At 44.5% G+C, this 21,442-nt stretch carries 25 protein-coding genes, 1 tRNA gene and 1 pseudogene; 22 read left to right on the forward strand and 5 right to left on the reverse strand.

Annotation, left to right across the window (positions count from 1 at the left end; all coding sequences use genetic code 11):
• Positions 1-9 precede the first annotated feature (9 nt).
• The 13 genes from hisB to tatC all read left to right on the forward strand — a co-directional run bounded on the left by hisB (position 10) and on the right by tatC (position 7,918).
• Positions 10-597, forward strand: a complete 588-nt coding sequence (hisB, locus tag C2747_RS00580) for an imidazoleglycerol-phosphate dehydratase HisB (protein WP_215331801.1) — start codon at positions 10-12, stop codon at positions 595-597.
• 62 nt (positions 598-659) lie between these two features.
• Positions 660-1,322, forward strand: coding sequence for an imidazole glycerol phosphate synthase subunit HisH (gene hisH, locus C2747_RS00585; RefSeq protein WP_215331802.1), 663 nt, complete (start codon positions 660-662; stop codon positions 1,320-1,322).
• A gap of 20 nt (positions 1,323-1,342) precedes the next feature.
• Entirely contained in the window at positions 1,343-2,104 is a 762-nt protein-coding gene (gene hisA, locus C2747_RS00590; protein WP_015420287.1) for a 1-(5-phosphoribosyl)-5-[(5-phosphoribosylamino)methylideneamino]imidazole-4-carboxamide isomerase, read from the forward strand.
• A gap of 11 nt (positions 2,105-2,115) precedes the next feature.
• Positions 2,116-2,874, forward strand: a complete 759-nt coding sequence (hisF, locus tag C2747_RS00595) for an imidazole glycerol phosphate synthase subunit HisF (protein ID WP_215331803.1) — start codon at positions 2,116-2,118, stop codon at positions 2,872-2,874.
• Positions 2,875-2,963: 89 nt separating this feature from the next.
• Positions 2,964-3,290 (forward strand): helix-turn-helix domain-containing protein, encoded by a 327-nt coding sequence (locus tag C2747_RS00600; protein ID WP_215331804.1) that lies wholly within the window; start codon positions 2,964-2,966, stop codon positions 3,288-3,290.
• Complete coding sequence (locus C2747_RS00605) at positions 3,287-4,534, forward strand: type II toxin-antitoxin system HipA family toxin (protein WP_215331805.1); 1,248 nt, start codon at positions 3,287-3,289, stop codon at positions 4,532-4,534. Before C2747_RS00600 ends, C2747_RS00605 begins: the two co-directional genes overlap by 4 nt.
• 172 nt (positions 4,535-4,706) lie before the next feature.
• Positions 4,707-4,964, forward strand: a complete 258-nt coding sequence (locus C2747_RS00610) for a type II toxin-antitoxin system Phd/YefM family antitoxin (RefSeq protein WP_215331806.1) — start codon at positions 4,707-4,709, stop codon at positions 4,962-4,964.
• A 140-nt stretch (positions 4,965-5,104) separates the two neighbouring features.
• The gene (gene hisI / locus C2747_RS00615; protein WP_251374771.1) at positions 5,105-5,557 is read left to right on the forward strand and encodes a phosphoribosyl-AMP cyclohydrolase; all 453 of its coding nucleotides are present in this window, start codon (positions 5,105-5,107) and stop codon (positions 5,555-5,557) included.
• Positions 5,558-5,577: 20 nt separating this feature from the next.
• Positions 5,578-5,958, forward strand: a complete 381-nt coding sequence (locus tag C2747_RS00620; RefSeq protein WP_215331807.1) for a phosphoribosyl-ATP diphosphatase — start codon at positions 5,578-5,580, stop codon at positions 5,956-5,958.
• A 3-nt stretch (positions 5,959-5,961) separates the two neighbouring features.
• Entirely contained in the window at positions 5,962-6,318 is a 357-nt protein-coding gene (locus C2747_RS00625) for a histidine triad nucleotide-binding protein (protein ID WP_215331808.1), read from the forward strand.
• Between the two features lie 16 nt (positions 6,319-6,334).
• On the forward strand, positions 6,335-6,577 hold the full coding sequence (gene tatA / locus C2747_RS00630) for a Sec-independent protein translocase subunit TatA (protein WP_215331809.1): 243 nt from the start codon (positions 6,335-6,337) through the stop codon (positions 6,575-6,577).
• A gap of 28 nt (positions 6,578-6,605) precedes the next feature.
• On the forward strand, positions 6,606-7,082 hold the full coding sequence (tatB, locus tag C2747_RS00635) for a Sec-independent protein translocase protein TatB (RefSeq protein WP_215331810.1): 477 nt from the start codon (positions 6,606-6,608) through the stop codon (positions 7,080-7,082).
• 38 nt (positions 7,083-7,120) lie between these two features.
• Positions 7,121-7,918, forward strand: coding sequence for a twin-arginine translocase subunit TatC (gene tatC / locus C2747_RS00640; protein ID WP_215331811.1), 798 nt, complete (start codon positions 7,121-7,123; stop codon positions 7,916-7,918).
• Here tatC and C2747_RS00645 read toward each other — a convergent pair.
• A complete protein-coding gene (locus C2747_RS00645; protein WP_215331812.1) occupies positions 7,903-9,417 on the reverse strand; it encodes a tetratricopeptide repeat protein in 1,515 nt (504 codons plus the stop codon). The two genes, tatC and C2747_RS00645, sit on opposite strands and share 16 nt — an antisense overlap.
• Before the next feature lie 208 nt (positions 9,418-9,625).
• On the opposite strand from C2747_RS00645, the gene C2747_RS00650 reads away from it, so the two are divergent.
• Both C2747_RS00650 and C2747_RS00655 read left to right on the forward strand, forming a co-directional pair.
• Positions 9,626-10,924, forward strand: coding sequence for a porin (locus tag C2747_RS00650; RefSeq protein ID WP_215331813.1), 1,299 nt, complete (start codon positions 9,626-9,628; stop codon positions 10,922-10,924).
• 174 nt (positions 10,925-11,098) lie between these two features.
• Complete coding sequence (locus C2747_RS00655) at positions 11,099-12,277, forward strand: phage integrase SAM-like domain-containing protein (RefSeq protein WP_215331814.1); 1,179 nt, start codon at positions 11,099-11,101, stop codon at positions 12,275-12,277.
• 80 nt (positions 12,278-12,357) lie between these two features.
• Here the strand turns inward: C2747_RS00655 and C2747_RS00660 are convergent, their stop codons facing one another.
• Positions 12,358-13,599, reverse strand: coding sequence for a porin (locus C2747_RS00660; protein WP_215331815.1), 1,242 nt, complete (start codon positions 13,597-13,599; stop codon positions 12,358-12,360).
• Positions 13,600-13,768: 169 nt separating this feature from the next.
• Between C2747_RS00660 and C2747_RS00665 the strand changes: the two genes are divergently transcribed.
• Positions 13,769-14,122: a winged helix-turn-helix domain-containing protein gene (locus tag C2747_RS00665; RefSeq protein WP_215331816.1), complete on the forward strand. Its 354-nt coding sequence runs from the start codon at positions 13,769-13,771 to the stop codon at positions 14,120-14,122.
• A gap of 17 nt (positions 14,123-14,139) precedes the next feature.
• On the opposite strand, the gene mscL is transcribed toward C2747_RS00665, so the two are convergent.
• Positions 14,140-14,562 carry a large conductance mechanosensitive channel protein MscL gene (gene mscL, locus C2747_RS00670; RefSeq protein ID WP_215331817.1) on the reverse strand — a complete coding sequence of 141 codons (423 nt, stop codon included), beginning with the start codon at positions 14,560-14,562 and terminating at the stop codon, positions 14,140-14,142.
• Between the two features lie 136 nt (positions 14,563-14,698).
• On the opposite strand from mscL, the gene petA reads away from it, so the two are divergent.
• The 6 genes and pseudogenes from petA (at position 14,699) to C2747_RS00700 (ending at position 18,750) form a co-directional block, all read left to right on the forward strand.
• The gene (petA, locus tag C2747_RS00675) at positions 14,699-15,301 is read left to right on the forward strand and encodes a ubiquinol-cytochrome c reductase iron-sulfur subunit (protein WP_215331818.1); all 603 of its coding nucleotides are present in this window, start codon (positions 14,699-14,701) and stop codon (positions 15,299-15,301) included.
• 10 nt (positions 15,302-15,311) lie between these two features.
• Positions 15,312-16,712, forward strand: coding sequence for a cytochrome b (locus C2747_RS00680; protein ID WP_215331819.1), 1,401 nt, complete (start codon positions 15,312-15,314; stop codon positions 16,710-16,712).
• Between the two features lie 26 nt (positions 16,713-16,738).
• Entirely contained in the window at positions 16,739-17,512 is a 774-nt protein-coding gene (locus C2747_RS00685) for a cytochrome c1 (RefSeq protein WP_215331820.1), read from the forward strand.
• Between the two features lie 99 nt (positions 17,513-17,611).
• The gene (locus C2747_RS00690; protein WP_215331821.1) at positions 17,612-18,223 is read left to right on the forward strand and encodes a glutathione S-transferase N-terminal domain-containing protein; all 612 of its coding nucleotides are present in this window, start codon (positions 17,612-17,614) and stop codon (positions 18,221-18,223) included.
• Positions 18,224-18,254: 31 nt separating this feature from the next.
• Positions 18,255-18,623, forward strand: a pseudogene (locus C2747_RS00695) (ClpXP protease specificity-enhancing factor); the annotation flags it as partial.
• Positions 18,624-18,674: 51 nt separating this feature from the next.
• Positions 18,675-18,750 (forward strand) — tRNA-Thr (locus tag C2747_RS00700).
• 76 nt (positions 18,751-18,826) lie between these two features.
• Here the strand turns inward: C2747_RS00700 and C2747_RS00705 are convergent.
• Both C2747_RS00705 and C2747_RS00710 read right to left on the reverse strand, forming a co-directional pair.
• A complete protein-coding gene (locus C2747_RS00705) occupies positions 18,827-20,146 on the reverse strand; it encodes an MFS transporter (RefSeq protein ID WP_215331823.1) in 1,320 nt (439 codons plus the stop codon).
• Between the two features lie 3 nt (positions 20,147-20,149).
• Positions 20,150-21,424 (reverse strand): DNA recombination protein RmuC, encoded by a 1,275-nt coding sequence (locus tag C2747_RS00710; RefSeq protein ID WP_215331824.1) that lies wholly within the window; start codon positions 21,422-21,424, stop codon positions 20,150-20,152.
• Positions 21,425-21,442 lie beyond the last annotated feature (18 nt).

Genomic DNA, 21,442 nt, shown 5'->3' on the forward strand with positions numbered 1-21,442 from the left:
CACTGAAGCATGCGGCAAGCCGACGTTACCCGAAACACTTCGGAAACCAAAATTCAAATTGCCATCAATTTAGATGGCACAGGTAAAGCCGAGCTAGCCTCTGGCGTACCCTTCCTGAACCACATGTTGGATCAAATTGCCCGTCACGGCATGATCGACCTGAAAGTAGTGGCAAATGGAGATACCCATATTGATGATCACCACACCGTTGAGGATGTGGGCATTACTTTGGGTCAAGCATTTGCTAAGGCGGTTGGCGATAAAGCAGGCATTACTCGCTATGGCCACTCTTACGTTCCTTTGGATGAAACCCTGTCGCGCGTAGTGATCGACTTTTCTGGACGTCCAGGGCTGGAGTTCAACGTGCCATTTACCCGTGCACGCGTGGGTGACTTTGACGTGGATCTCAGCATCGAGTTCTTCCGTGGTTTTGTAAACCATGCCGGAGTGACTCTGCACATCGATAATTTACGTGGCATTAATGCCCATCACCAGATTGAGACTGTTTTCAAGGCCTTTGGTCGTGCGTTGCGCATGGCTTTAGAGTTGGATCCACGTGCCTCTGGTGTTGTTCCTTCGACTAAGGGCAGCCTCTAATCTAGAAAATTTCTAGCATTGAGTAGCAGACTGTCAAAAAACCACAGAACATAGGCTAATAAGTGGCGCAAACCATTGCGATCGTTAATTACGGAATGGGTAACCTGCGTTCCGTCTATCAGGCCTTTCATCATGTGGCACCAGATGCCAATGTTGTGATCGCGCATACCCCCGAAGAAATTATCTCCGCAGAGCGGGTGGTACTTCCAGGACAGGGGGCTATGCCTGATTGCATGAAGCACCTACAAGAGTCGGGTTTATTGGAGGCCTTGCTTGATGCCGCAAAAAATAAGCCTTTATTAGGTGTTTGCGTGGGTGAGCAGATGCTGTTTGATCAAAGTGCTGAAGTGAGAGCCAATACCAATTCAACTTGGACCCCTTGCTTGGGATTGATTCCGGGCGAAGTGCGACGTTTTGAGTTGACTGGAAAATTACAGCCAGATGGTTCTGCTTACAAGGTTCCCCATATGGGCTGGAATCAGGTTCGTCAGGATCGCCAGCACCCACTGTGGAATGGCATTCCAGATTTGACGAGCTTCTATTTTGTGCATAGTTACTATGTTGTGCCGCAGCGCAAGGAAGATATTGCAGGCTCAACTGAATATGGTGATTGGTTTACTTCTACCGTTGCAAGGGATAATATTTTTGCAACGCAATTTCATCCAGAAAAAAGCGCAGAATACGGATTAAAGCTCTACAAAAATTTTGTTTCCTGGCAACCTTAATACTTTTCTAACGTACCACTATGCTGCTCATTCCCGCGATTGACTTAAAAGATGGTCACTGTGTTCGACTCGAACAAGGTGACATGGATAAAGCCACTGTTTTTTCTGAAGACCCAGGCGCAATGGCTGCACATTGGATTAGCAAGGGTGCACGTCGTTTACATCTGGTTGATTTAAATGGTGCGTTTGCTGGAAAACTCAAAAATGAATCTGCTATCAAATCTATTTTGAAAGCAGTCGGTGATGAGATTCCGGTTCAGCTAGGTGGCGGTATTCGTGATCTAGAGACTATTGAACGTTTATTGGATGATGGTATTAGTACGGTAATTATTGGTACGGCGGCCGTGAAGAGTCCCGGCTTTGTACAAGATGCTTGCACTGCTTTTCCTGGCCACATCATGGTGGGCTTAGATGCCCGTGATGGCAAAGTCGCCACAGATGGTTGGAGCAAGATTACGGGTCATGAAGTCATCGACCTTGCTAAGAAATTTGAAGATTACGGCGTTGAAGCCATCATCTATACCGACATTGGTCGTGATGGCATGATGAAAGGCATCAACATGGATGCCACGATTAAATTAGCGCAAGCGATTCGGATTCCGGTAATTGCTAGCGGCGGCTTATCTAATAACCAAGATATTGAAGCCTTGTGTGAAGCTGAAGCTGAAGGCGTGATGGGTGTTATCGCTGGGCGCTCAATTTACGCTGGTGATTTAGATTTAACTGCGGCGCAAAAATATGCCGACGAGTTAACGCTCAAGTTTGCTAAGAAAATTATCTAAAGTGCTCACCAGTGCTAGCTAAAAGAATTATTCCCTGTCTTGATGTCACGGCAGGGCGCGTTGTTAAAGGCGTGAACTTTGTGGGTCTGCGTGATGCGGGTGATCCGGTAGAGATTGCTAAGCGCTACAACACACAAGGCGCCGATGAACTTACCTTCTTAGACATTACTGCTACCTCTGATGGCCGTGACCTTATATTGCACATCATTGAAGATGTAGCATCGCAAGTATTTATTCCTCTGACTGTTGGTGGTGGTGTACGTGCAGTAGCAGATGTACGACGCTTGCTCAATGCGGGTGCTGATAAGGTCAGCATGAACTCTTCTGCAGTGGCAAATCCAGATTTAGTTTCGGATGCGGCAGCTTACTATGGCTCTCAGTGCATTGTTGTTGCGATTGATGCCAAGAAGACTGAGGCGGGTAATTGGGAAGTATTTACTCATGGTGGCAGAACGGCAACTGGTATGGATGTAGTGACCTGGGCAACTGAAGTTGCTAAGCGTGGCGCTGGAGAAATTTTGCTCACCAGCATGAATCGCGATGGCAGTAAAGATGGTTTTGATCTGGAGCTTACTGCAGCAGTGAGCGATGCAGTAAGTGTCCCGGTGATTGCTTCTGGTGGTGTGGGCAATCTGCAGCATTTAGTCGATGGCATTACCAAAGGCCATGCAGATGCTGTCCTTGCGGCTAGTATTTTTCACTATGGTGAATACACAGTTGGTCAGGCAAAAGAATATATGGCAAGTCAGGGTGTTGCGGTAAGGCTCTGATTGTTGGGTTGCTAACCCCTATTATTTAAATAACGAATATATTATAATAAGTGTTTTTTATCTAACTTATACGTTATATAATATTAAAAATGAAGCCTAAAACAATACCACCCAGAATGGCGCGTTCCCTAGTAAAGCTTGGCGAAGACATTGATATTGCTAGGAAAAAGCGGCAATTAACTATGGCAGCCTTGTGTGAGCGAGCGGGTATCTCAATTCCGCTATATCACCGGCTAGTTGCTGGCTCACCAGGGACTTCAGTGGGTGCTTATGCGATGGTTTTTTTTGCTTTGGGCTTAGGCACTCCTTTTGATGAGCTTTGTGATGTCAGTAAGGACGACACAGGTCTTTTGTTGGATGAGCAACGTTTACCGAAGCGGATTCGTAGTTCCCGCAATCAAACGGGAGCCCTATGAAAAAAAGCATCTCTGTTTTTTTAGGAGACGTTCCTACTGAGGTGGGAGTCCTAAGCTATGAGATCAGGGGGGCGAGGCGCTCCACCTCTTTTTGTTACTCACAAGACTGGTTACAGAATCCAAAACATTTTCCTCTGTCGCCAGACTTACCACTTGTGCCTGGACATCAGTTTCATCCCAATAAAGACCACAATCAATCGGCTTTTTTCACTTGCTTTGCAGATGCCGAGCCAGACGGGTGGGGTCAAATGGTTATCAAGCGAGATTATGCAAGGCAAAGAAAAAAGCTTGATAGCGATCTGACCGCAATGGGCTTACTAGATGACTTTGACTACCTTCTGTGGATAAACGACTACAGCCGGCTTGGAGCCATTCGTTTTCGTGATGAGCGAGGGGCATTTCTTCGGCCCGATGACGGGGAGGGGCAGACCCCACTATTAATTGATTTACCCAATTTATTATCCGCATCAAAAGCAGTGGAGCAGAATAAGGAAACTGCCAGAGATCTCGAATATCTTCGTGGGAATGGCACATCCCTTGGCGGTTTAAGGCCTAAATGCAGCATTATTGATGAGGATGGATCACTAGCTATTGGAAAATTTCCCAGCATCAGTGATACGCGATCAATTGTTCATGGAGAGGTATTGGCGCTCACACTAGCAAAGTCTGCTGGCATAAACGCTGCAAGTGCTCGTGTCATTGAAACTAAGTCGGTGCCGGTAGCCTTAATTAATAGGTTTGATCGATGCAATGGGCAAAGATTAATGTATTTATCTGCAAGATCCTTAATGCAAGCTAGACCAAACCAGCAATACACCTACGTAGATATTGCAAATTCTATTCGAGAAAATGGAAGTCAAGTAAGCAATGACCTAGAGGAGTTGTGGCGTAGGATGGTCTTTAATATTCTCATTAATAACGTAGATGACCATCTTAATAACCATGGCTTTTTACACCAAGCTAATAATCAATGGCGACTAGCTCCAGCATTTGATCTGAATCCATTTCCCGATAAGCAGCGCCTCCTTAAAACTTGGATATCTGAAGAGTCTGGTGATAATTCTTCAATTGCCGATGCTGTTGCATCGGCTGCCCTTTTTGAGTTGTCAGAAAAAACAAGTAGCAAAATCCTCCAAGAAGTTAAGGGGGCCGTTTTAGGTTGGAAAAAAATTGCCAATCAGATTGGTATGAGCTCCCAAGATATTCAAAATTATGAACCAGCTTTTGAACATCCGGAGTACTAGCTTTATTATTGGCAATTCTGTCGCAGGTCAGTAATTTTTGTAGGATCAAAAAAGATTGGGCAATCCAACCTAAGTCCAAAGAATCAAGCTGTTCTTGATCTTTTAATAAGGTCTTACGAAGTTATTAGAAGTTTTTCTTATAAACTAATTTAATAAACCAGTAAGGTAGTTTATGAAGTCAGCTCCTATTAGCATTGATGTTTTCGAAGTAAAAGTCCGTCTAGCAGAACTGTTCAGAAAAGTAAGTGATGGCCAGGTAGTTCGGATTACGCGACGTGGTAAACCAATTGCAGATTTGGCGCCAATTACAAACGATAAAGTGGAGTCAATAGCTATAGCCGCTAAAAAAATGCTGACGCTGATGAAAGGTGCGTCAGCACAGACTGAGATTGACATCAGGCCCCTCATTAATGCTGGTAGAGATACCTGAATTTTTGATTTTTACAGGGCGGGCAACCAGATTGCACACTATATCTAGTAGCTTGAGAGAATAGCGAAGATTTATCAGCATAAATTACGGGCTAAAAGGCCATTATTTCTGTCAAAATGAGGCAAATGTCAGATAAAACAATGAATTCAAATACAAATCCAGAAGACGCAGCCCTATTGGACGCTGTAACTTGGAATGAGCAGGGATTGGTTCCAGTGATCACCCAAGAGGCCGTCAGCAAAGATGTTTTGATGATGGCCTGGATGAACCGTGATGCACTTTTGGAAACCTTGCGTCTAGGCGAAGCCGTATATTGGACTCGCTCACGTCAAAAGCTCTGGCATAAGGGTGAAGAATCTGGTCACACCCAAAAAGTGAAGGAAATTCGCCTCGATTGCGATGGGGATACGATCCTCTTATTAGTTGAGCAAAAAGATCGTATCGCATGCCATACAGGCGCTCATAGTTGCTTTTTTAGAGTAATGAATAAGCCTAAACTGACTTGGGATGACTTTTTTGAGGCGACTAAGGATTTAAAGCCAGAGGATTTAGAAGATTTTCTAAGTCCAAAAGATCGTTATCCGGGCGCATAAAAAATGAAGTTGACTATTAAATGAATATTTCAAAAGTAGATTTAGCATACCTGGCTGACATAGTAGACGAGCGACGTGATGGATTTAAAGCCGGCCAGGTTGATCCCAAGACTTCTTATACTGCCTTACTCTTTTCGAAGGGTGATGATGGGATTTTGAAGAAAATTGGTGAAGAGGCCACTGAAGCGGTGATGGCGGCTAAGGATGCGCGTAACTCCAATCTAGCCCCAGAGCAGCAAAAGCTTTTAGTGGGCGAGATGGCAGATCTTTGGTTCCATTGCTTAATTGCTTTGTCTCAATTTGGCTTGCGTCCAGAAGATGTGATTGCTGAGTTACAGCATCGTCTGGGCACCTCAGGCATTGAAGAAAAGGCTGCCAGAAAAGCGGCTAATCAGGAGTAATGGATGTCTCATGACCCAAATTGCCTATTTTGTAAGATTTCCCAGGGATTAATCCCATCTCAGAAGGTTTATGAGGATGAGGAGATTTACGCCTTTAAGGATATCAACCCAGCTGCCCCCATCCATTTTTTGATGATTCCTAAAAAACATCTACCCATGTTGGAGTCAGCAGAAGTGATTGATGCGCCATTGCTAGGTAGAATGATGGAATTAGCACCGCGTCTCGCCAAAGAGCAAGGTTGCCGTCCTGGAAAAGATGGTGGCTTTAGATTGGTGGTGAACAATGGTGCAGATGGTGGGCAAGAGGTTTATCACTTGCATTTGCATGTGATGGGCGGTCCGCGCCCCTGGAAAAAATAGTCCGAGGAGATTAAAAATGGGTTCATTTAGCATTTGGCATTGGTTAATTGTGTTGGTAATCGTGATGTTGGTATTCGGTACCAAAAAATTGCGCAATATCGGCGCTGATTTAGGTGGTGCTGTTAAAGGCTTTAAAGACGGCATGAAGACCTCTGAAAGTACTGATGAGTCGCAAGACAAAACCAAGGAACAGATTCAGAGTGCATCGGCATCTGCAGAAAAAACTGTGGATGTTCATGCTAAAGATATCAATAAGTAATTGTTGATGGAAATAATGCGCACCCGCAATGATTGATCTTGGAGTTTCAAAGCTTGCACTTATTGCAGTAGTTGCATTGGTGGTGGTTGGTCCCGAGCGTCTACCAAAGGTTGCTCGCATGGCGGGAAATTTATTTGGTCGTGCGCAACGCTATATGGCGGACGTAAAGTCAGAAGTCAGTCGCCAGATGGAAGTGGAAGAGTTCAAAAAGTTGCGTGAAGAGAGTACTTCAGTTTTAAAAGAGGTGGAAAGCAGTCTTCAGTCCACTGTCAACGAAGCAAACGCTAATCTCAGCGACCAAGCTGATATCTTTGAAAATAATTTCACTAGAGCCCCGCTAGACGCAAAAGAAGTATTACGTAAATCGATGCGTCAGGGGCGTCAAAGTTGGGGTGTCAGACGTGCAGCTAGACCAGTTTGGTTTAAGCGCTCTACTGGTATGCGTACACGAGTTCAATCTGGTGCCGCTCGTATGAAGCGCTTTCACCATAGTGCTAACAAGTAATAAAAGAATAAAAATTACAATAATAAAAATATCCACGCATGACTGAAAATAATTCCACAGAAGATTCGGGTCTACAAGAATCTTTCCTTTCTCATTTGTATGAGTTGCGTGATCGTATTATTAAATCGGCCTTGGCCATTATTGCGGTGTTTCTCTGCTTGGTGTACTGGGCGCCTGATATTTTTCATTTGTTTGCGCAACCATTACTTTTGGCATTACCTGCTGGTGGCAAGATGATTGTGACTGATGTGACGGGCTCATTTTTTGTGCCCATGAAAGTCACCATGCTGGTTGCTTTTCTGATTGCACTGCCGGTGGTGATGTATCAGTTATGGGCATTTATTGCCCCGGGTCTCTATCAACATGAGCGTAAGTTGATTGTGCCTTTAGTAGTTAGTAGCTACAGTCTATTTATTTTTGGTATGGCGTTTGCCTACTTCTTGGTATTTCCAACGGTATTTGGTTTTATGGCAAGTTATAACGCTCCCTTGGGCGCGGAGATGTCTACGGATATCGACAATTACTTGAGTTTTGCAATGACAACCTTTTTGGCATTCGGTATTACCTTTGAGGTGCCGGTGGTAGTGGTGGTGCTAGTACGTATGGGCTTGGTTCCCCTAGCTAAGCTTAAAGAGATTCGCCCTTATGTGATTGTTGGTGCTTTTGTAATTTCCGCTGTTGTAACACCGCCGGATGTACTGTCACAGCTTCTGCTTGCAGTGCCGATGAGCCTGCTCTATGAGTTAGGTTTATTAGTTGCTCGCTTTTATGTGCCAAAACCCACGGATGATGACACCGATGCAGCTTCAGGAGCGGATACTCAAGCTAGTGTTTGATCCTGTGCAAAGGTGGCATTAAGCCATTCCATCACTCGGTCAAAGCGATAGCGTCTCTGTCGTAAGTTCCCCTCAAGATTAGTTTCGCTATTAGCAAAGGCTTTTCCAGCAACAAGCAAAGAGCGACGTTGCTGGGTGGTATCAATCTGAATTAGTCGTGGCAAAATTTTGGGTAATTCATGCCGAATATCCACAACAACACAGTGCTCATGTTGTAGTTGACTGACATCACACAATAAAAACTCGGCTTTACTCAAATTAAATTGATTGGCAATCACGAGCCTATGACAGAGTAGAACCCACTCAGCATCTAGCTGATGTTCTGCATGATGGTTTAAGGCTTTCTCGGCATAGGTTGCTAACCCATACCAACCATTTTGCTTTGGGTTGGGCGCACTCTCTAAAACCTTGCTCAACAACTCTTTTGCTTCCGCTACACCTTGTTGTTGTGCCTGCCATATCCAATAGGAGGCCTGTAGTCCACGAACCTTCTCCACAACCTTCTCACGCTTACGCCAGAGACTAGCGCCTCGTCTGAACTGGGCTTGGGCATGGCCTAAATCTGCCGCACGATCAAAGCAGCGATCGCTTTCAGCAGCGCTGTATCCAGAGAACTGGGGGCGGCGATAGATCTCACCTAATGCAAACCAAGCATCACGATCCCCATCTTTAGCCGCTAACTCTAGCCAGTAGGCTGCTTTCTTAAGAGAGGCATTGGATTTGGTAGTAGGTTCGCCAGGATTATTTTCAAGCGAATGCGCTGTATTCAATTGCGCTAACCGTAAACCCAGCGTGAGCTTAGCAATGGTGAGTCCTAGTTCTGCAGCTTGCATTAGCGCCGCTTCATTGTGTTCGGAGAGCCAAGAACCCCAGAGAGAGGAGAGTGTCTCATCCTTAGGTTGTAATTTAATGAGCAGCTCTTTTGCCGAAGTGGTGAACGGTGTTTCTGAATCCGCTAAATTGAATAAAAATTCTTTAGCGAGTTTTTGTAGAGCCGAAAGATCACGATGAACGCCGTTACCGCCAACGCTAAAACCAAAGACGTCATCACCGCCATCTTGCCTTGAGATCCAAATCGCTAGTTCTGATTGCAACTCTCTTTTGCTGGGGTCAAGAAGTAGGTCTGCTAGTTGCCACTGCGCAGCATCACTTGCATCCATATTTGCTTTAGCGATTCTCCAGAATGATTGCCACCCAAAAGAAAAGGCTGCTGAATGCAAGGTGTCTTGCAAAGGTACTGCGGAGATTTGCCTCAAAATCCCCAGCATTTCCGGAGAAGCGTGATCCAGCTCAGGCGTTTCTGTATTGGCAGAGCTCAACTGGCTAACCGTCTGATTTTGAATGGATAAATACGATTTCTCTAGCCAAATCAATGCATTAGCTGGTTGAATCGGGGTTTTAAATGCCCCAGTCAAATAGGCAGATGCCAAATTTTGTTGTGCGGATACATCACCCAATCGCGCAGATTGGAGGATTTTTAAGAATTCACGGCTCGCCATATGACAATTTTGGCATCTAAGCCCCTCAAAAGACAGAAATCAAAGCCCTTGTTGCCCTGATACAACGAAGAAAGCCAAAAAACTGCCTTTTGACAAGCAAAAACAACTCCTAATTGCCCTTACCCCCAGTCTGGGGGATCAATGCAAGCAAAATTCATAAGTCCCAGATTTATTTGGGCATTACTTTCAATTTATGGAGATTTAAAGAATGAAAAAATCGCTATTAGCAGTTGCAGCAATCGGCGCATTTGCGTCAGCAGCTCAAGCTCAGTCCTCAGTAACCGTATACGGTATCTTGGACGTTGGTTTTGTTGGTTCACATTACAACGGTACCTCGCTGACACCCAATTCATCAACAACTGGTATCGCACAATCTGGTTCTGCTGTGGGCGGCGGCCAAGCGGTAAATGCTAGCTCTGCTAGTTTCGGCCAATCTGCAGAATCTACAAGCCGTTTAGGTTTTAAAGGTTCTGAGGATTTAGGTGGCGGAACATCAGCTATTTTCACTGTTGAAGCAGCATTGAATCCTAACGGCCAAGCAAACGCATTTGCTTTTAACCGTCAAACATTTGCTGGTCTGAAAAAGAACGGTCTAGGTTCTGCAACTATCGGTACACAGTACACGCCAATTTTTGATGTAATGGCAACGACTGATGCTGCTGGTATGAATAACTTAGCAGGTAACGCTGTTTACGCTACTAACATTCAGTCTTCTACTGGTACATACAACACCGGTTTGCCTAATTATGTATCCAACACTTCTACTTCAACTACTGGCGCTCCAATCAGTATTGACGCAAACAGCGGTGCTTATGTAACTCGCGCTTCAAATGCAGTGAAGTTCCAGTCTGATCGCATGGCTGGTGCGCAAGTTCAAGCTTTCTATGCTCAATCAAACCAAAGTCAATCAGGCCTTACAGGAGCTGGTGTTAGTGGTGCGTACAACAACACAATGTTTGGTTTTAATGCTGATTATGTTTGGAATAAGTTGAACGTGGTAGCTGCTTATCAGTCCATCAGATCACAAAATGGCCAAGTAGCGCAAACAACTTCCGGAACTTCAACTGGTTTGATTTTGGCCAACGGTACAGCTGGTTCCTTCGGTACTAATAATTCTGATAACCAAACGTATGCTGCTGCGACTTATGATTTTGGTATCGTAAAGACATATGCTCAGTACATTACACGTAAGGCATTTGCAACTGCTGATAACAACTTTGGCACTTCACGCTCTGCTTATCAGTTAGGTGCTAAGAGCTTTATCACACCAACTATTTCTGTATACGCAACATACGGTATGGGTAAGTCAAGCTACGCTCAGGCTGGTACAGCTTATGCTAACTTCCGTACTACTCAGATCGGTTCAGACTACTACTTGAGCAAGCGTACAAACTTGTACGTTGCATACGGTTCATTTAACCAGTCAAGCAACGGTGCAACTGGCACAACTGGCGTATCAGGTGTGTCAGGCATGAACTACGCTTCTGGTATCCGTCACACTTTCTAATTCGATGCTAGCGCAAGCTAGTTAAAGTTGGAAATATTAAAACCACCCTTCGGGGTGGTTTTTTTATGAAAATTTTTTAGTTTCAATCTTATTTCTAATGGTGAAAATTATCTTAAATACTGATGTAAATTTTTATAAATAAGTTGTACAAATACATCAAATTAAGTATCAAAAATGAAATGTATTTATAACCCCCCCCCAAATAATCATTTAGCTGCAAATGATGAATTTATCTGGGGCTCTGAGCACAGCCTTAATCTCTCGCCCATTCAATCTAATCGGGTTGCTCAGTGGCCTAAAGTAGGATTTGAAAGGGCCTCACTACCGTCAAATAAACCCCCTCAGCAAGTCTTCTTTGAAGATGTTGCAGATAAAGCACTTCAGAGAGAAATCTCTAAACATGTCCAAGGGGAGACCACCCTACAAACTCTAGGCATGTTTAAGAGTCGACTTAGAGCTAAGTTGCTCCCTTACTTTCATGGGTGCTTAATTACTAAAATTGGGTATGAGCAGATAGCTGAATTTGTAAATTACCTGCATCAGGCCAAGATCAGGCCAGTAACTATTAAGCAGTATTTGGGCTTACTCAAGCGAATCTTAACCTTAGCCCTAGAGCAGGAGTTAATTTATAAAATCCCACTGTTTCCTAAAATGAGGGCTAAAAGCATTCCAAGGGGAAGTTTTACATGCAGTGAGTATAGGCAAATACTTAATGCGAGTAGGCGCTTATGTGACCCTAATACCCTTGCCATTAAAAATCACAGAGTAACTGCGGGTGGTGCTTATAAGGTACGCGATACAGTTCCTGTAGAGATGACATGGTTAATACAGTTCATGGTGAACTCATTCGTTAGGCCGGTGGATATAAAGCTAATTAAGCATAAACATGTGGAATCGGTCTCAGGAATAAATACTTATTTGCGGCTGAACTTGCCAAAAACAAAGGGGCACTCAGGGCAGATTGTTACCTTGAGTTCTGCAAAATATATCTATGACCGTTTGAAGTGTTATCAGGCCTCTAGGGGATATGGCAATCCCGAGGACTTCTTATTTTTGCCAGAGGCTAAGGATCGGCAGGGCGCTATTCAGCTAATTACAACCCATTTTAGAAAAATACTTAAAAGTGCTAATGCAACATTAGGGCAAGAGGATCAGAATCGAACCTTGTACAGCCTGAGGCACACTGCCATTACTTTTAGACTGCTTTATGGAAGAGGTATTGATTTGCTTACGCTTGCAAGAAATGCCCGAACATCAGTAGAAATGATTGAAAGATTCTATTCGTCTAACTTAACGGCCGAGATGAATATAGAAATGCTGCAATCAAAGCGAACAACACCTTTACTAAAGTGATTAAGAAAAAACCCACTGTGTTGCCACAGTGGGTTAATTAATGCCTAACTAATTATCAACTAGCTTACGCTAGCATCTAATTAGAAAGTGTGACGTACGCCAGCGGCGTAGTTCATACCTGAAACACCTGATACACCACCAGTAGTTGCACCATTGCTTGACTGGTTAAATGAGCCGTATGCTACGTACAAGTTTGTACGCTTGCTCAAGTAGTAGTCTGAACCCAACTGCGCTGTACGGAAGTTAGCATAAGCTGTGCCCGACTGAGCGTAGCTTGACTTACCCAAACCGTATGTTGCGTATACAGAGATAGTTGGTGTAATGAAGCTCTTAGCACCCAACTGATAAGCAGAGCGCTGTGAACCATAGCTGTTATCAGCAGTTGCGAATACCTTACGTGTGATGTACTGAGCGTATGTCTTTACGATACCAAAGTCATAAGTTGCAGCAGCGTATGTCTGTGAATCACTAGCATTAACACCCAAGCTACCAGCAGTACCGTTAGCCAAAGTATAAGCAGTAGTTGGGGCTGCAGCACCATTTTGTGCCCTGAAAGTCTGGTAAGCAGCAACAACGTTCAACTTGTTCCAAACATAGTCAGCGTTAACACCAAAAACTGTGTTGTTGTTTGCGCCAGAGCCTACAGTGTTTGACTGGCTTTGGTTGGATTGTGCGTAGAATGCTTGAGCTTGGAAACCACCCATGCGCTCAGACTGCACCTTCAATGCGTTTGAAGCACGAGTTACATAAGCGGAACTTGCTTCATTCAAGCTTGTGGATGCTGTAGAAGAAGCAGTAGTATATGGAGCCAAACCAGTGTTGTAAGTACCAGTAGTTGATTGCAATGAACCAGAGTAAATGGCGTTACCAACTAAGTTGTTCATGCTAGCAGCATCTGTAGTAGCCATTACATCAAAAATTGGTGTGTACTGAGTACCGATTGCTGCGAAACCTAAACCATTCTTACTTAAACCAGCAAATGTTTGACGGTTAAAAGCAAATGCGTTTGCTTGGCCGTTAGGATTCAATGCTGCTTCAACAGTGAAGATTGCATTCAAACCACCACCTAAATCTTCTTTACCTTTGAAACCTAAACGGCTTGTAGATTCAGCAGATTGACCAAAACCAGCAGAGCTACCGTTAGTAGCTAAACCACCAGACGTTGAGTTACCCATTGAAGCGTTTGCGCCTGTAGAAGTACCGCTGTAATGTGAACCAACAAAACCAACGTCCAAGATACCGTATACGGTTACTGAGGACTGAGCTTGAGCTGCTGACGCAAATGCGCCGATTGCTGCAACTGCTAATAGCGATTTTTTCATTCTTTAAATCTCCATAAACTAAGGAATAAAGACTTAAAGACTTTGAAATCACAATTTGCTATTGAGGTTGGTGGGAATCTTTATGAAGAAAGCCGCTTCTGCGTATCAATGTTTGATAAAATAATGAAATGTCTAAAACTATTACTCATGCAACATTATTGAGTCAGCAGTGAAGCAGGACCCCCTTGGCGATGTATATTTCCGATTTTTGCGGCTCTTAACGATCTTAGAGACCACGCCGACATTCCCGTGTTTAGATTCTGTCGAGAGAAAGTTGCTCGAATTTATTGCAATGCACGAAAGTGATGGCCGTGGACCACTTGTCAGTGAGACAATTTATTCAAGTGATATCGGGTCTCCAGCAACCCTGCATCGTCGGATTGCTGTATTGAAAAAACATGAGCTGCTTCGTTATGGCGACGATATTGATGGCCGTAAAAAGTACCTTGAACTAACACCCAAAGCAAAGAGCTACTTTGCAGAGCTTGGGAAATGCATTCTCAAGTCTGCAAAAGTGACTTAATCTCTTTTCAGGCGCCTTTATTTCTTCAGGCTATCCCTAATTTCTCTAAGTAGCGCGATGTCTTCTGGTGTTGCTGGTGCTGGCGGCGCATCCATGATCCGCACTTTATTGATGATTTTTACCATCTGGAAAATCACAAAGGCCAGCAGGATGAAATTTATTGAGATGGTGATGAAGTTGCCATAGGCAAAAATCGGTACCCCAGCCTTTTTTAAGGCATCAAATGTTCTAGGCACACCCTCTGGAATGTGTCCCAAAATGACAAAAAGGTTGGTGAAATCGATATGACCCCCCAAAAGGGTAGAAATCACTGGCATGACGATGTCATTTACTAGGGAATCGACGATTTTCCCGAAGGCACCGCCAATAATGACACCTACCGCTAAGTCGATGACATTTCCCTTAACGGCAAAGTCCCGAAATTCCTTTAAAACGCTCATAAATAGCCTCCTTTTCTCTCAGATTGAGATTAACCCAGAATTAAGCCCATAACTTTGATGCGTACCTCATTTTTACTTTAAAATCTTACCTTTAAGCAATTTCCACCTATTAATGCCCTATCAAGGAATTTTGTAAATGAGTGACAAGCCCAGTATGGATAAGGATCGTCGTAAATGGTTGATCGCTACATCAGCGGTCGGCGGTGTTGGTGCAGCTGCAGCCCTTTACCCTTTTGTGGACAGTTTTGAGCCTTCTGAGCGCGCTAAAGCCGCTGGAGCTGCTGTTGAGATTGATATTTCTGGCATGAAGCCAGATGAGATGAGAATGGCAGAGTGGCGCGGTAAGCCGGTATGGGTTGTGCGTCGCACACCCGAGCAGCTTGCTGAGTTATCCAAAATTGATGGGGAATTAGCTGATCCAGATTCTCTGCGCAATCCAGCACAATTAACACCAGAATACGCACAAAACCAATGGCGCTCAATTAAGCCTGAGTACTTTGTAGTGGTTGGCATTTGTACTCATTTGGGCTGTTCGCCATCTGCTAAGTTTGAAGCTGGTGCCCAGCCGTCCTTGCCAAGTACGTGGCCAGGAGGTTACCTATGCCCATGTCACGGCTCTACATTTGATATGGCCGGCCGTGTATACAAAAACAAACCAGCTCCAGATAACCTTGAAGTGCCGCCACATATGTATTTGAGCGACACCAAGATTCTGGTTGGTGAAGATAAGAAGGCCTAAGGAGAGATAAATGGCATTTCAAGAAAAAGTAGTTCCAGCAAACGCATCTGCCGCAGTGAAGATGATGGCTTGGGTTGATTCGCGTTTACCGGTGACAGATGCATTTAAGCGTCACATGAGTGAGTATTACGCTCCTAAAAACCTCAATTTCTTCTACATATTTGGTGCTCTCGCCATTGTGGTTTTGGCTATTCAGATTGTTACCGGTATCTTCTTGGTAATGAACTACAAGCCAGATGCTGCTAAGGCATTTGAGTCTGTTGAATACATCATGCGCGAAGTGCCATTTGGTTGGTTGATTCGTTATATGCATTCGACTGGCGCCTCGATGTTCTTTGTGGTGGTCTACATGCATATGTTCTGTGGTTTGATTTACGGCTCCTATCGCAAACCGCGTGAACTGATTTGGATTTTTGGTTGCGCCATTTTCTTGTGCTTGATGGGCGAGGCGTTCTTTGGATACTTGCTCCCATGGGGTCAAATGTCTTACTGGGGTGCTCAGGTTATTGTGAACTTGTTCTCCGCTATCCCATTGATTGGTCCAGACCTCTCCTTATGGTTGCGTGGTGACTATGTAGTTGGCGATGCAACTTTGAATCGCTTCTTTGCATTCCACGTCATCGCCATTCCACTAGTGTTGATCGGTTTAGTTGCGGCACATATTTTGGCTTTGCATGAAGTGGGTTCGAATAATCCAGATGGTGTTGAAATTAAGAACACGCTGGATGCTAATGGCCATCCTGTTGATGGCATTCCATTCCATCCTTTTTACAGCGTTCATGACGTGATGTATTTGGGCGGTTTCTTGATTATTTTTGCTTCGATTGTGTTCTTTGCGCCAGAGATGGGCGGCTATTTCTTAGAGGCGAATAACTTTATTCCAGCAAACCCATTTGTAACGCCATCGCATATCGCACCAGTGTGGTATTTCACACCGTTCTACTCGATGTTGCGTGCCACTACAACGAACTTCCTATTGCCTTTGTGGATTTTCTTGGCAGTGATTCTTGGAATGTTTGCCCTTAAGTCAAAAGACATTAAGGTCAAGGGCGCTTGCGTAGCTATCGCTGTGGTTTTGGCTGCTGGCTTTTATGCACTTGATGCGAAGTTTTGGGGTGTTGTGATCATGGGCGGTTCAGTAGTGATCCTGTTCTTCTTGCCATGGTTAGATCACTCCCCAGTGAAATCCATTCGCTATCGCCCAAAGTTCCATAAATATATTTATGGCATCTTTGTTGTGACTTTTGCGATTTTGGGTTACTTGGGTATTGAGGCACCATCACCCGTGTACGAAAAGATTTCTCAGATTTGCACTATCTATTATCTGGGCTTTTTCTTGGCAATGCCGTTCTGGAGCAAGCTTGGTACATTCAAGCCAGTTCCAACACGCGTTACCTTTGAGTCCCATTAATTCACGCTGAGATATTAGGAAATAGTATGAAACGAATTCTGCAAAATTTGATGGGCATCTGCCAGGCAACTGTTTTAGTTGCGGCACTTGGTTTTGGCTTCAATGCAAATGCAAACGAGGGTGGCTATCCCCTGGATACTGCGCCTAGTCGCGTGAGTAACAATGCCTCCTTGCAAAATGGTGCCAAGATATTTGTGAACTATTGCTTGAATTGTCATGCGGCAGCCAGCATGCGTTACAACCGTTTACGTGATATCGGCTTGAGCGACCAACAGATCAAAGATAATTTGATCTTGACGGATGCGAAGGTTGGCGATCTGATGACGATCTCTATGACACCTAAAGAAGGTAAGGCTTACTTTGGTAAGACTCCACCAGATTTATCTGTTGAGGCTCGTGCACGCGGTACTGACTGGCTCTACACCTACTTCCGTACTTTTTACAAAGATGACACCACGCAAACAGGTTGGAATAACTTGGTGTATCCAAACGTAGGGATGCCACATGTTTTATGGCAACTACAAGGCGAACGTGCGGCAAAGTTTGAGGATCGCCCAGATCCACACGATGCAAACCGTGTAGAGAAAAAGTTCGTTGGATTTGAGCAATTAACCCCTGGAACAATGAAGTCACAGGAATACGATGACAATATTGCTGACTTGGTGGCATTCTTATCCTGGATGGCTGAGCCAGTTCAGCTAGAGCGTAAGCGTCTTGGAGTTATCGTGCTGATCTTCTTGGCAATTTTCACCCTCTTGGCTTGGCGTTTGAACAAGGCTTATTGGAAAGACATTCACTAATTCAATTTGATGGGCCCTAAGGCTAGGGCTCATTAGTGAACCGATTTAACGCTGTTGTGCGTTTGTTGTACGGAAGTAGATATTTAAGGAAATAAATTTATGATGGTGTTGTACTCGGGCACAAATTGCCCATTCTCGCAACGCTGCCGTCTGGTGCTTTTTGAAAAAGGCATGGACTTTGAAATTCGTGATGTGGACTTGTTCAACAAGCCAGAAGACATCTCGGTAATGAACCCTTATGGCCAAGTTCCAATCTTGGTTGAACGCGATTTGATTTTGTATGAGTCAAACATCATTAATGAGTATATTGATGAGCGTTTTCCTCACCCACAGTTGATGCCACCTGATCCAGTTGCTCGTGCACGCGCGCGTCTCTTCCTTTTCAATTTCGAAAAAGAGTTGTTTGTACACGTTGCAGCCTTGGAGAATGAAAAAGGTAAAGCATCTGAGAAGTCTCATGAAAAAGCGCGATTAGCCATTCGTGATCGCTTAACTCAGCTTGCCCCCATTTTTGTGAAGAACAAATACATGTTGGGCGAAGAATTCTCCATGCTGGATGTAGCAATCGCTCCTTTATTGTGGCGTTTGGAGCATTACGGTATCGATCTTTCACGCAATGCTGCCCCTCTCTTAAAGTATGCTGAGCGTATTTTCAGTAGACCTGCTTACATTGAGGCTTTGACACCATCAGAAAAGGTAATGCGTCGCTAAGCGGCTCATTACTCAGGCTGGCAGAATAAGCATGTCTGACATTCCAAGTAATAAACCCTACCTAATCCGTGCCCTGCATCAGTGGTGCACGGATTTTGGTTTTACGCCTTTCATTGCAGTCTTTGTTGATTCTAGTGTTGAAGTGCCTATGGAGTTTGTGAAGAAGGATGAGATTGTTTTAAACCTCTCCTTGGAGGCCTGCCATCAGCTGAATTTAGATAATGATTGGATCAGTTTTCAGGCAAGATTTGGCGGAGTCCCAAGAAAAATCATGGTCCCCGTAAGTCATGTTTTAGCAATCTATGCACGAGAGAATGGCCAGGGAATGTCCTTCCCTTTTGATGCCACTCAGGCCGGCAAACTTAAAGAGGATGCCTCCGAGAATGCTGAAAAACCGAAAGCCAGCAGACCTTCCTTGACGATTGTGAAATAGGTTAAAATATTATTCGTTGCCCCTTTAGCTCATCTGGTAGAGCAACTGATTTGTAATCAGTAGGTGGTCTGTTCGAGTCGGACAAGGGGCACCAAAATTCAAAACCTAAGTTCTCACGAACTTGGGTTTTTTCAATTATGGTGCCAGTATTGAAGTGTGTTGCGTGCCACTTAATTGAGTAGGTTCGCTCTTCTCGTTTCTGGTAAATACAGAATTGCCACGATTGCCCCGCTAGCCAAGAAAATAGTCGGATACCAGAGCCCCGCAAGACTGCTTTCCCAGTGTTGATTCAGCCAGGTCACAATCAATGGTAGAAGTCCGCCTATCCACCCGGCAGCTAGATTGTGCGGAAGGGTAGCTGCACTGTTTCTGGTTTTGGCAGGGAATAGCTCTGCAAGAAGCGCTGTTTGCGGGCCCACTACCAGTGCAAGGATTGCTGATAAGCCAATTAAGATTCCTGCTATCAATAAGATAGATCCGCTATTACTTTGTAGTAAATAAAACGCTGGCAGTATTAGTGTTGCGCCCAAGAGGAGGCCGCTGACAACGACAGGCTTTCTGCCAATCTTATCTGAGAGCCATCCCGCAAATACCGTGAAAGGCAATAATGCAACTGTTGCGTACACACTGAGTTGATCAACTAATTGAGGGGCAAGCCTTACGGTAGTCTTTAGGAAGACTGAGGTGTAAACCTGTACGCAGAAAAACAATACTGCGCCGCCAGCAGAGATACAGAAAAAAAGGAGAAACATTTTCTTTCTGGTTTCTGGATCTTTCAGGTTGTCACGCAATGGGCTTTTAGACTGGGCCTCTGTTTTGCTGAGTTGCAAATAGATTGGCGTTTCTTCCAGAGCCATGCGAGCTTTAAATGCAATCAAGAGCAGAATCAGTGAGACCCAAAATGGCACACGCCAGCCCCAGGATAGAAATTCTTCTTGAGTAAGATAGGTTTGTAGCGAGGCGATTTGGAGTGTGGATATTAAGATCCCAAGCGGCCCCATGAGCTGTAAGAAGCTGGTTTTAAATCCGCGATGAGAGTCACCGGCATGCTCAGTGAGGAAGACAGCACTGCCGCCAATTTCACCCCCTGCTGAGAGGCCTTGAAGCAGTCTAAGGCCTACCAGCAGAACAGGTGCCCAGATACCGACTTGGGTATAGGTTGGTAAAAATCCGACACAGACAGTAGCAAAACTCATCAATACTATAGTGATCATGAAAACAGGTCGTCGCCCAATGCGGTCGCCAATGCTGCCAAATATCGCTGCTCCAATAGGCCTCACCACCATACCCACACCAAAGGTCGCCAAGCTGGCTAATAGGGCGTTATTGGGATCGCTAGAGGGAAAGAAAAGGGGACCAAAAACTACTGCAAGAGTTGCAAAGGTCAGAAAGTCGTACCACTCTAAAAAGGTTCCAAAGCACGCTGCAATGGCTACTTTTCTATAGGAATGCGATGCAGCTTTGATTTCTAATGCGGGAATAGCAGCCAATTTTTATTCTGAGTCGCTTGACGATTCAATTAAGGGTGCGGATAAATTTTTGCTAGGCTTCACACCAAGCTCACGTACTTTTTCCGCAGTACGAATCAGATTACCTTTTCCAGATTTGAGTTTATTAAAGGCGTCGTGATAACTCGTTTGGGCTTGATCTAAGCGTTGACCAAGTTTTTCAAGATCATCAACAAAGCCAACAAACTTGTCATATAGCGTGCCACACTGTTTTGCAATTTCAAGGGCGTTGCGGTTTTGATGATCTTGACGCCATAGGTGGGCAACGGTACGCAGTGTAGCCATCAAGGTACTTGGGCATACCAGCACAATATTCTTGGCTAGTGCCTCTTGGTATAAATTGGGCGCTGTCTTCAAGGCTAGCAGGAATGCAGGTTCAATGGGCACAAACATCAATACAAAGTCTACTGAGCCAATACCATACAAAGAGCTGTAGTTCTTACTTGAGAGGCCTTGAATGTGTTGTCGAAGAGATTGAATATGTGCAGCCAACTCTTGCTCTGAGATTATCGGATCGGTTGCCTCAGCATGACGGGAGTAGGCCGTAATAGAAACCTTGCTATCAACCACTAAGCTTCTACCCTCTGGTAACTTAACTACCACGTCAGGTTGGAGACGCGAGCCATCAGTCTGAGTATGGCTATCCTGAACTAGATATTCTTCACCCTTTCGTAGGCCTGAAGATTCGAGAATGGATTCTAAAACCAATTCACCCCAATTACCTTGTACTTTCGAGTCACCCTTCAGTGCTTGGGTCAGCGAACGTGTCTCATCAGACATGCGTAAATTCAGATTAGCTAGACGCTCGATTTCACTCTTGAGAGCAAAGCGCTCGCGTGCTTCATTTCCGTAGGAGGTATTTACCTGCTCTTTAAATTCTGAAAGCTTAGTTTGTAGTGGTTTCAGAAGGGCATCTAAGCTAGCAACGTTCTGCTCAGTAAAGCGCTTGGACTTATCTTCCAAAATTTCATTGGCAAGATTTTTGAATTGGCTAGTGAGTGCCTCTTTAGCCTCATTAAGGGATTCAATTCTTCCTAAGCCCTGTTTACGCTCAGAATCTAATGCCGCCTCAAGTCGAATGGCATTCTGTAATGCCTGATCACGCTCTACCCGTAAGCTGGCAGAAAGAGCGCCATCAGTTTGAATTTGTTGCTCCACTCTAGTGAGAGCCGAGCGCAAATTGAGTGCATAGACCAAAAGGCCTGCGCATAAACTGAATGGCAGGCCAAATAGTAAAAGAGAGCTTAAGTCAAAAGTCACAAATATGAGCTATGTGTA

The organism is Polynucleobacter corsicus, from assembly GCF_018688255.1.
GTDB lineage: Bacteria > Pseudomonadota > Gammaproteobacteria > Burkholderiales > Burkholderiaceae > Polynucleobacter > Polynucleobacter corsicus.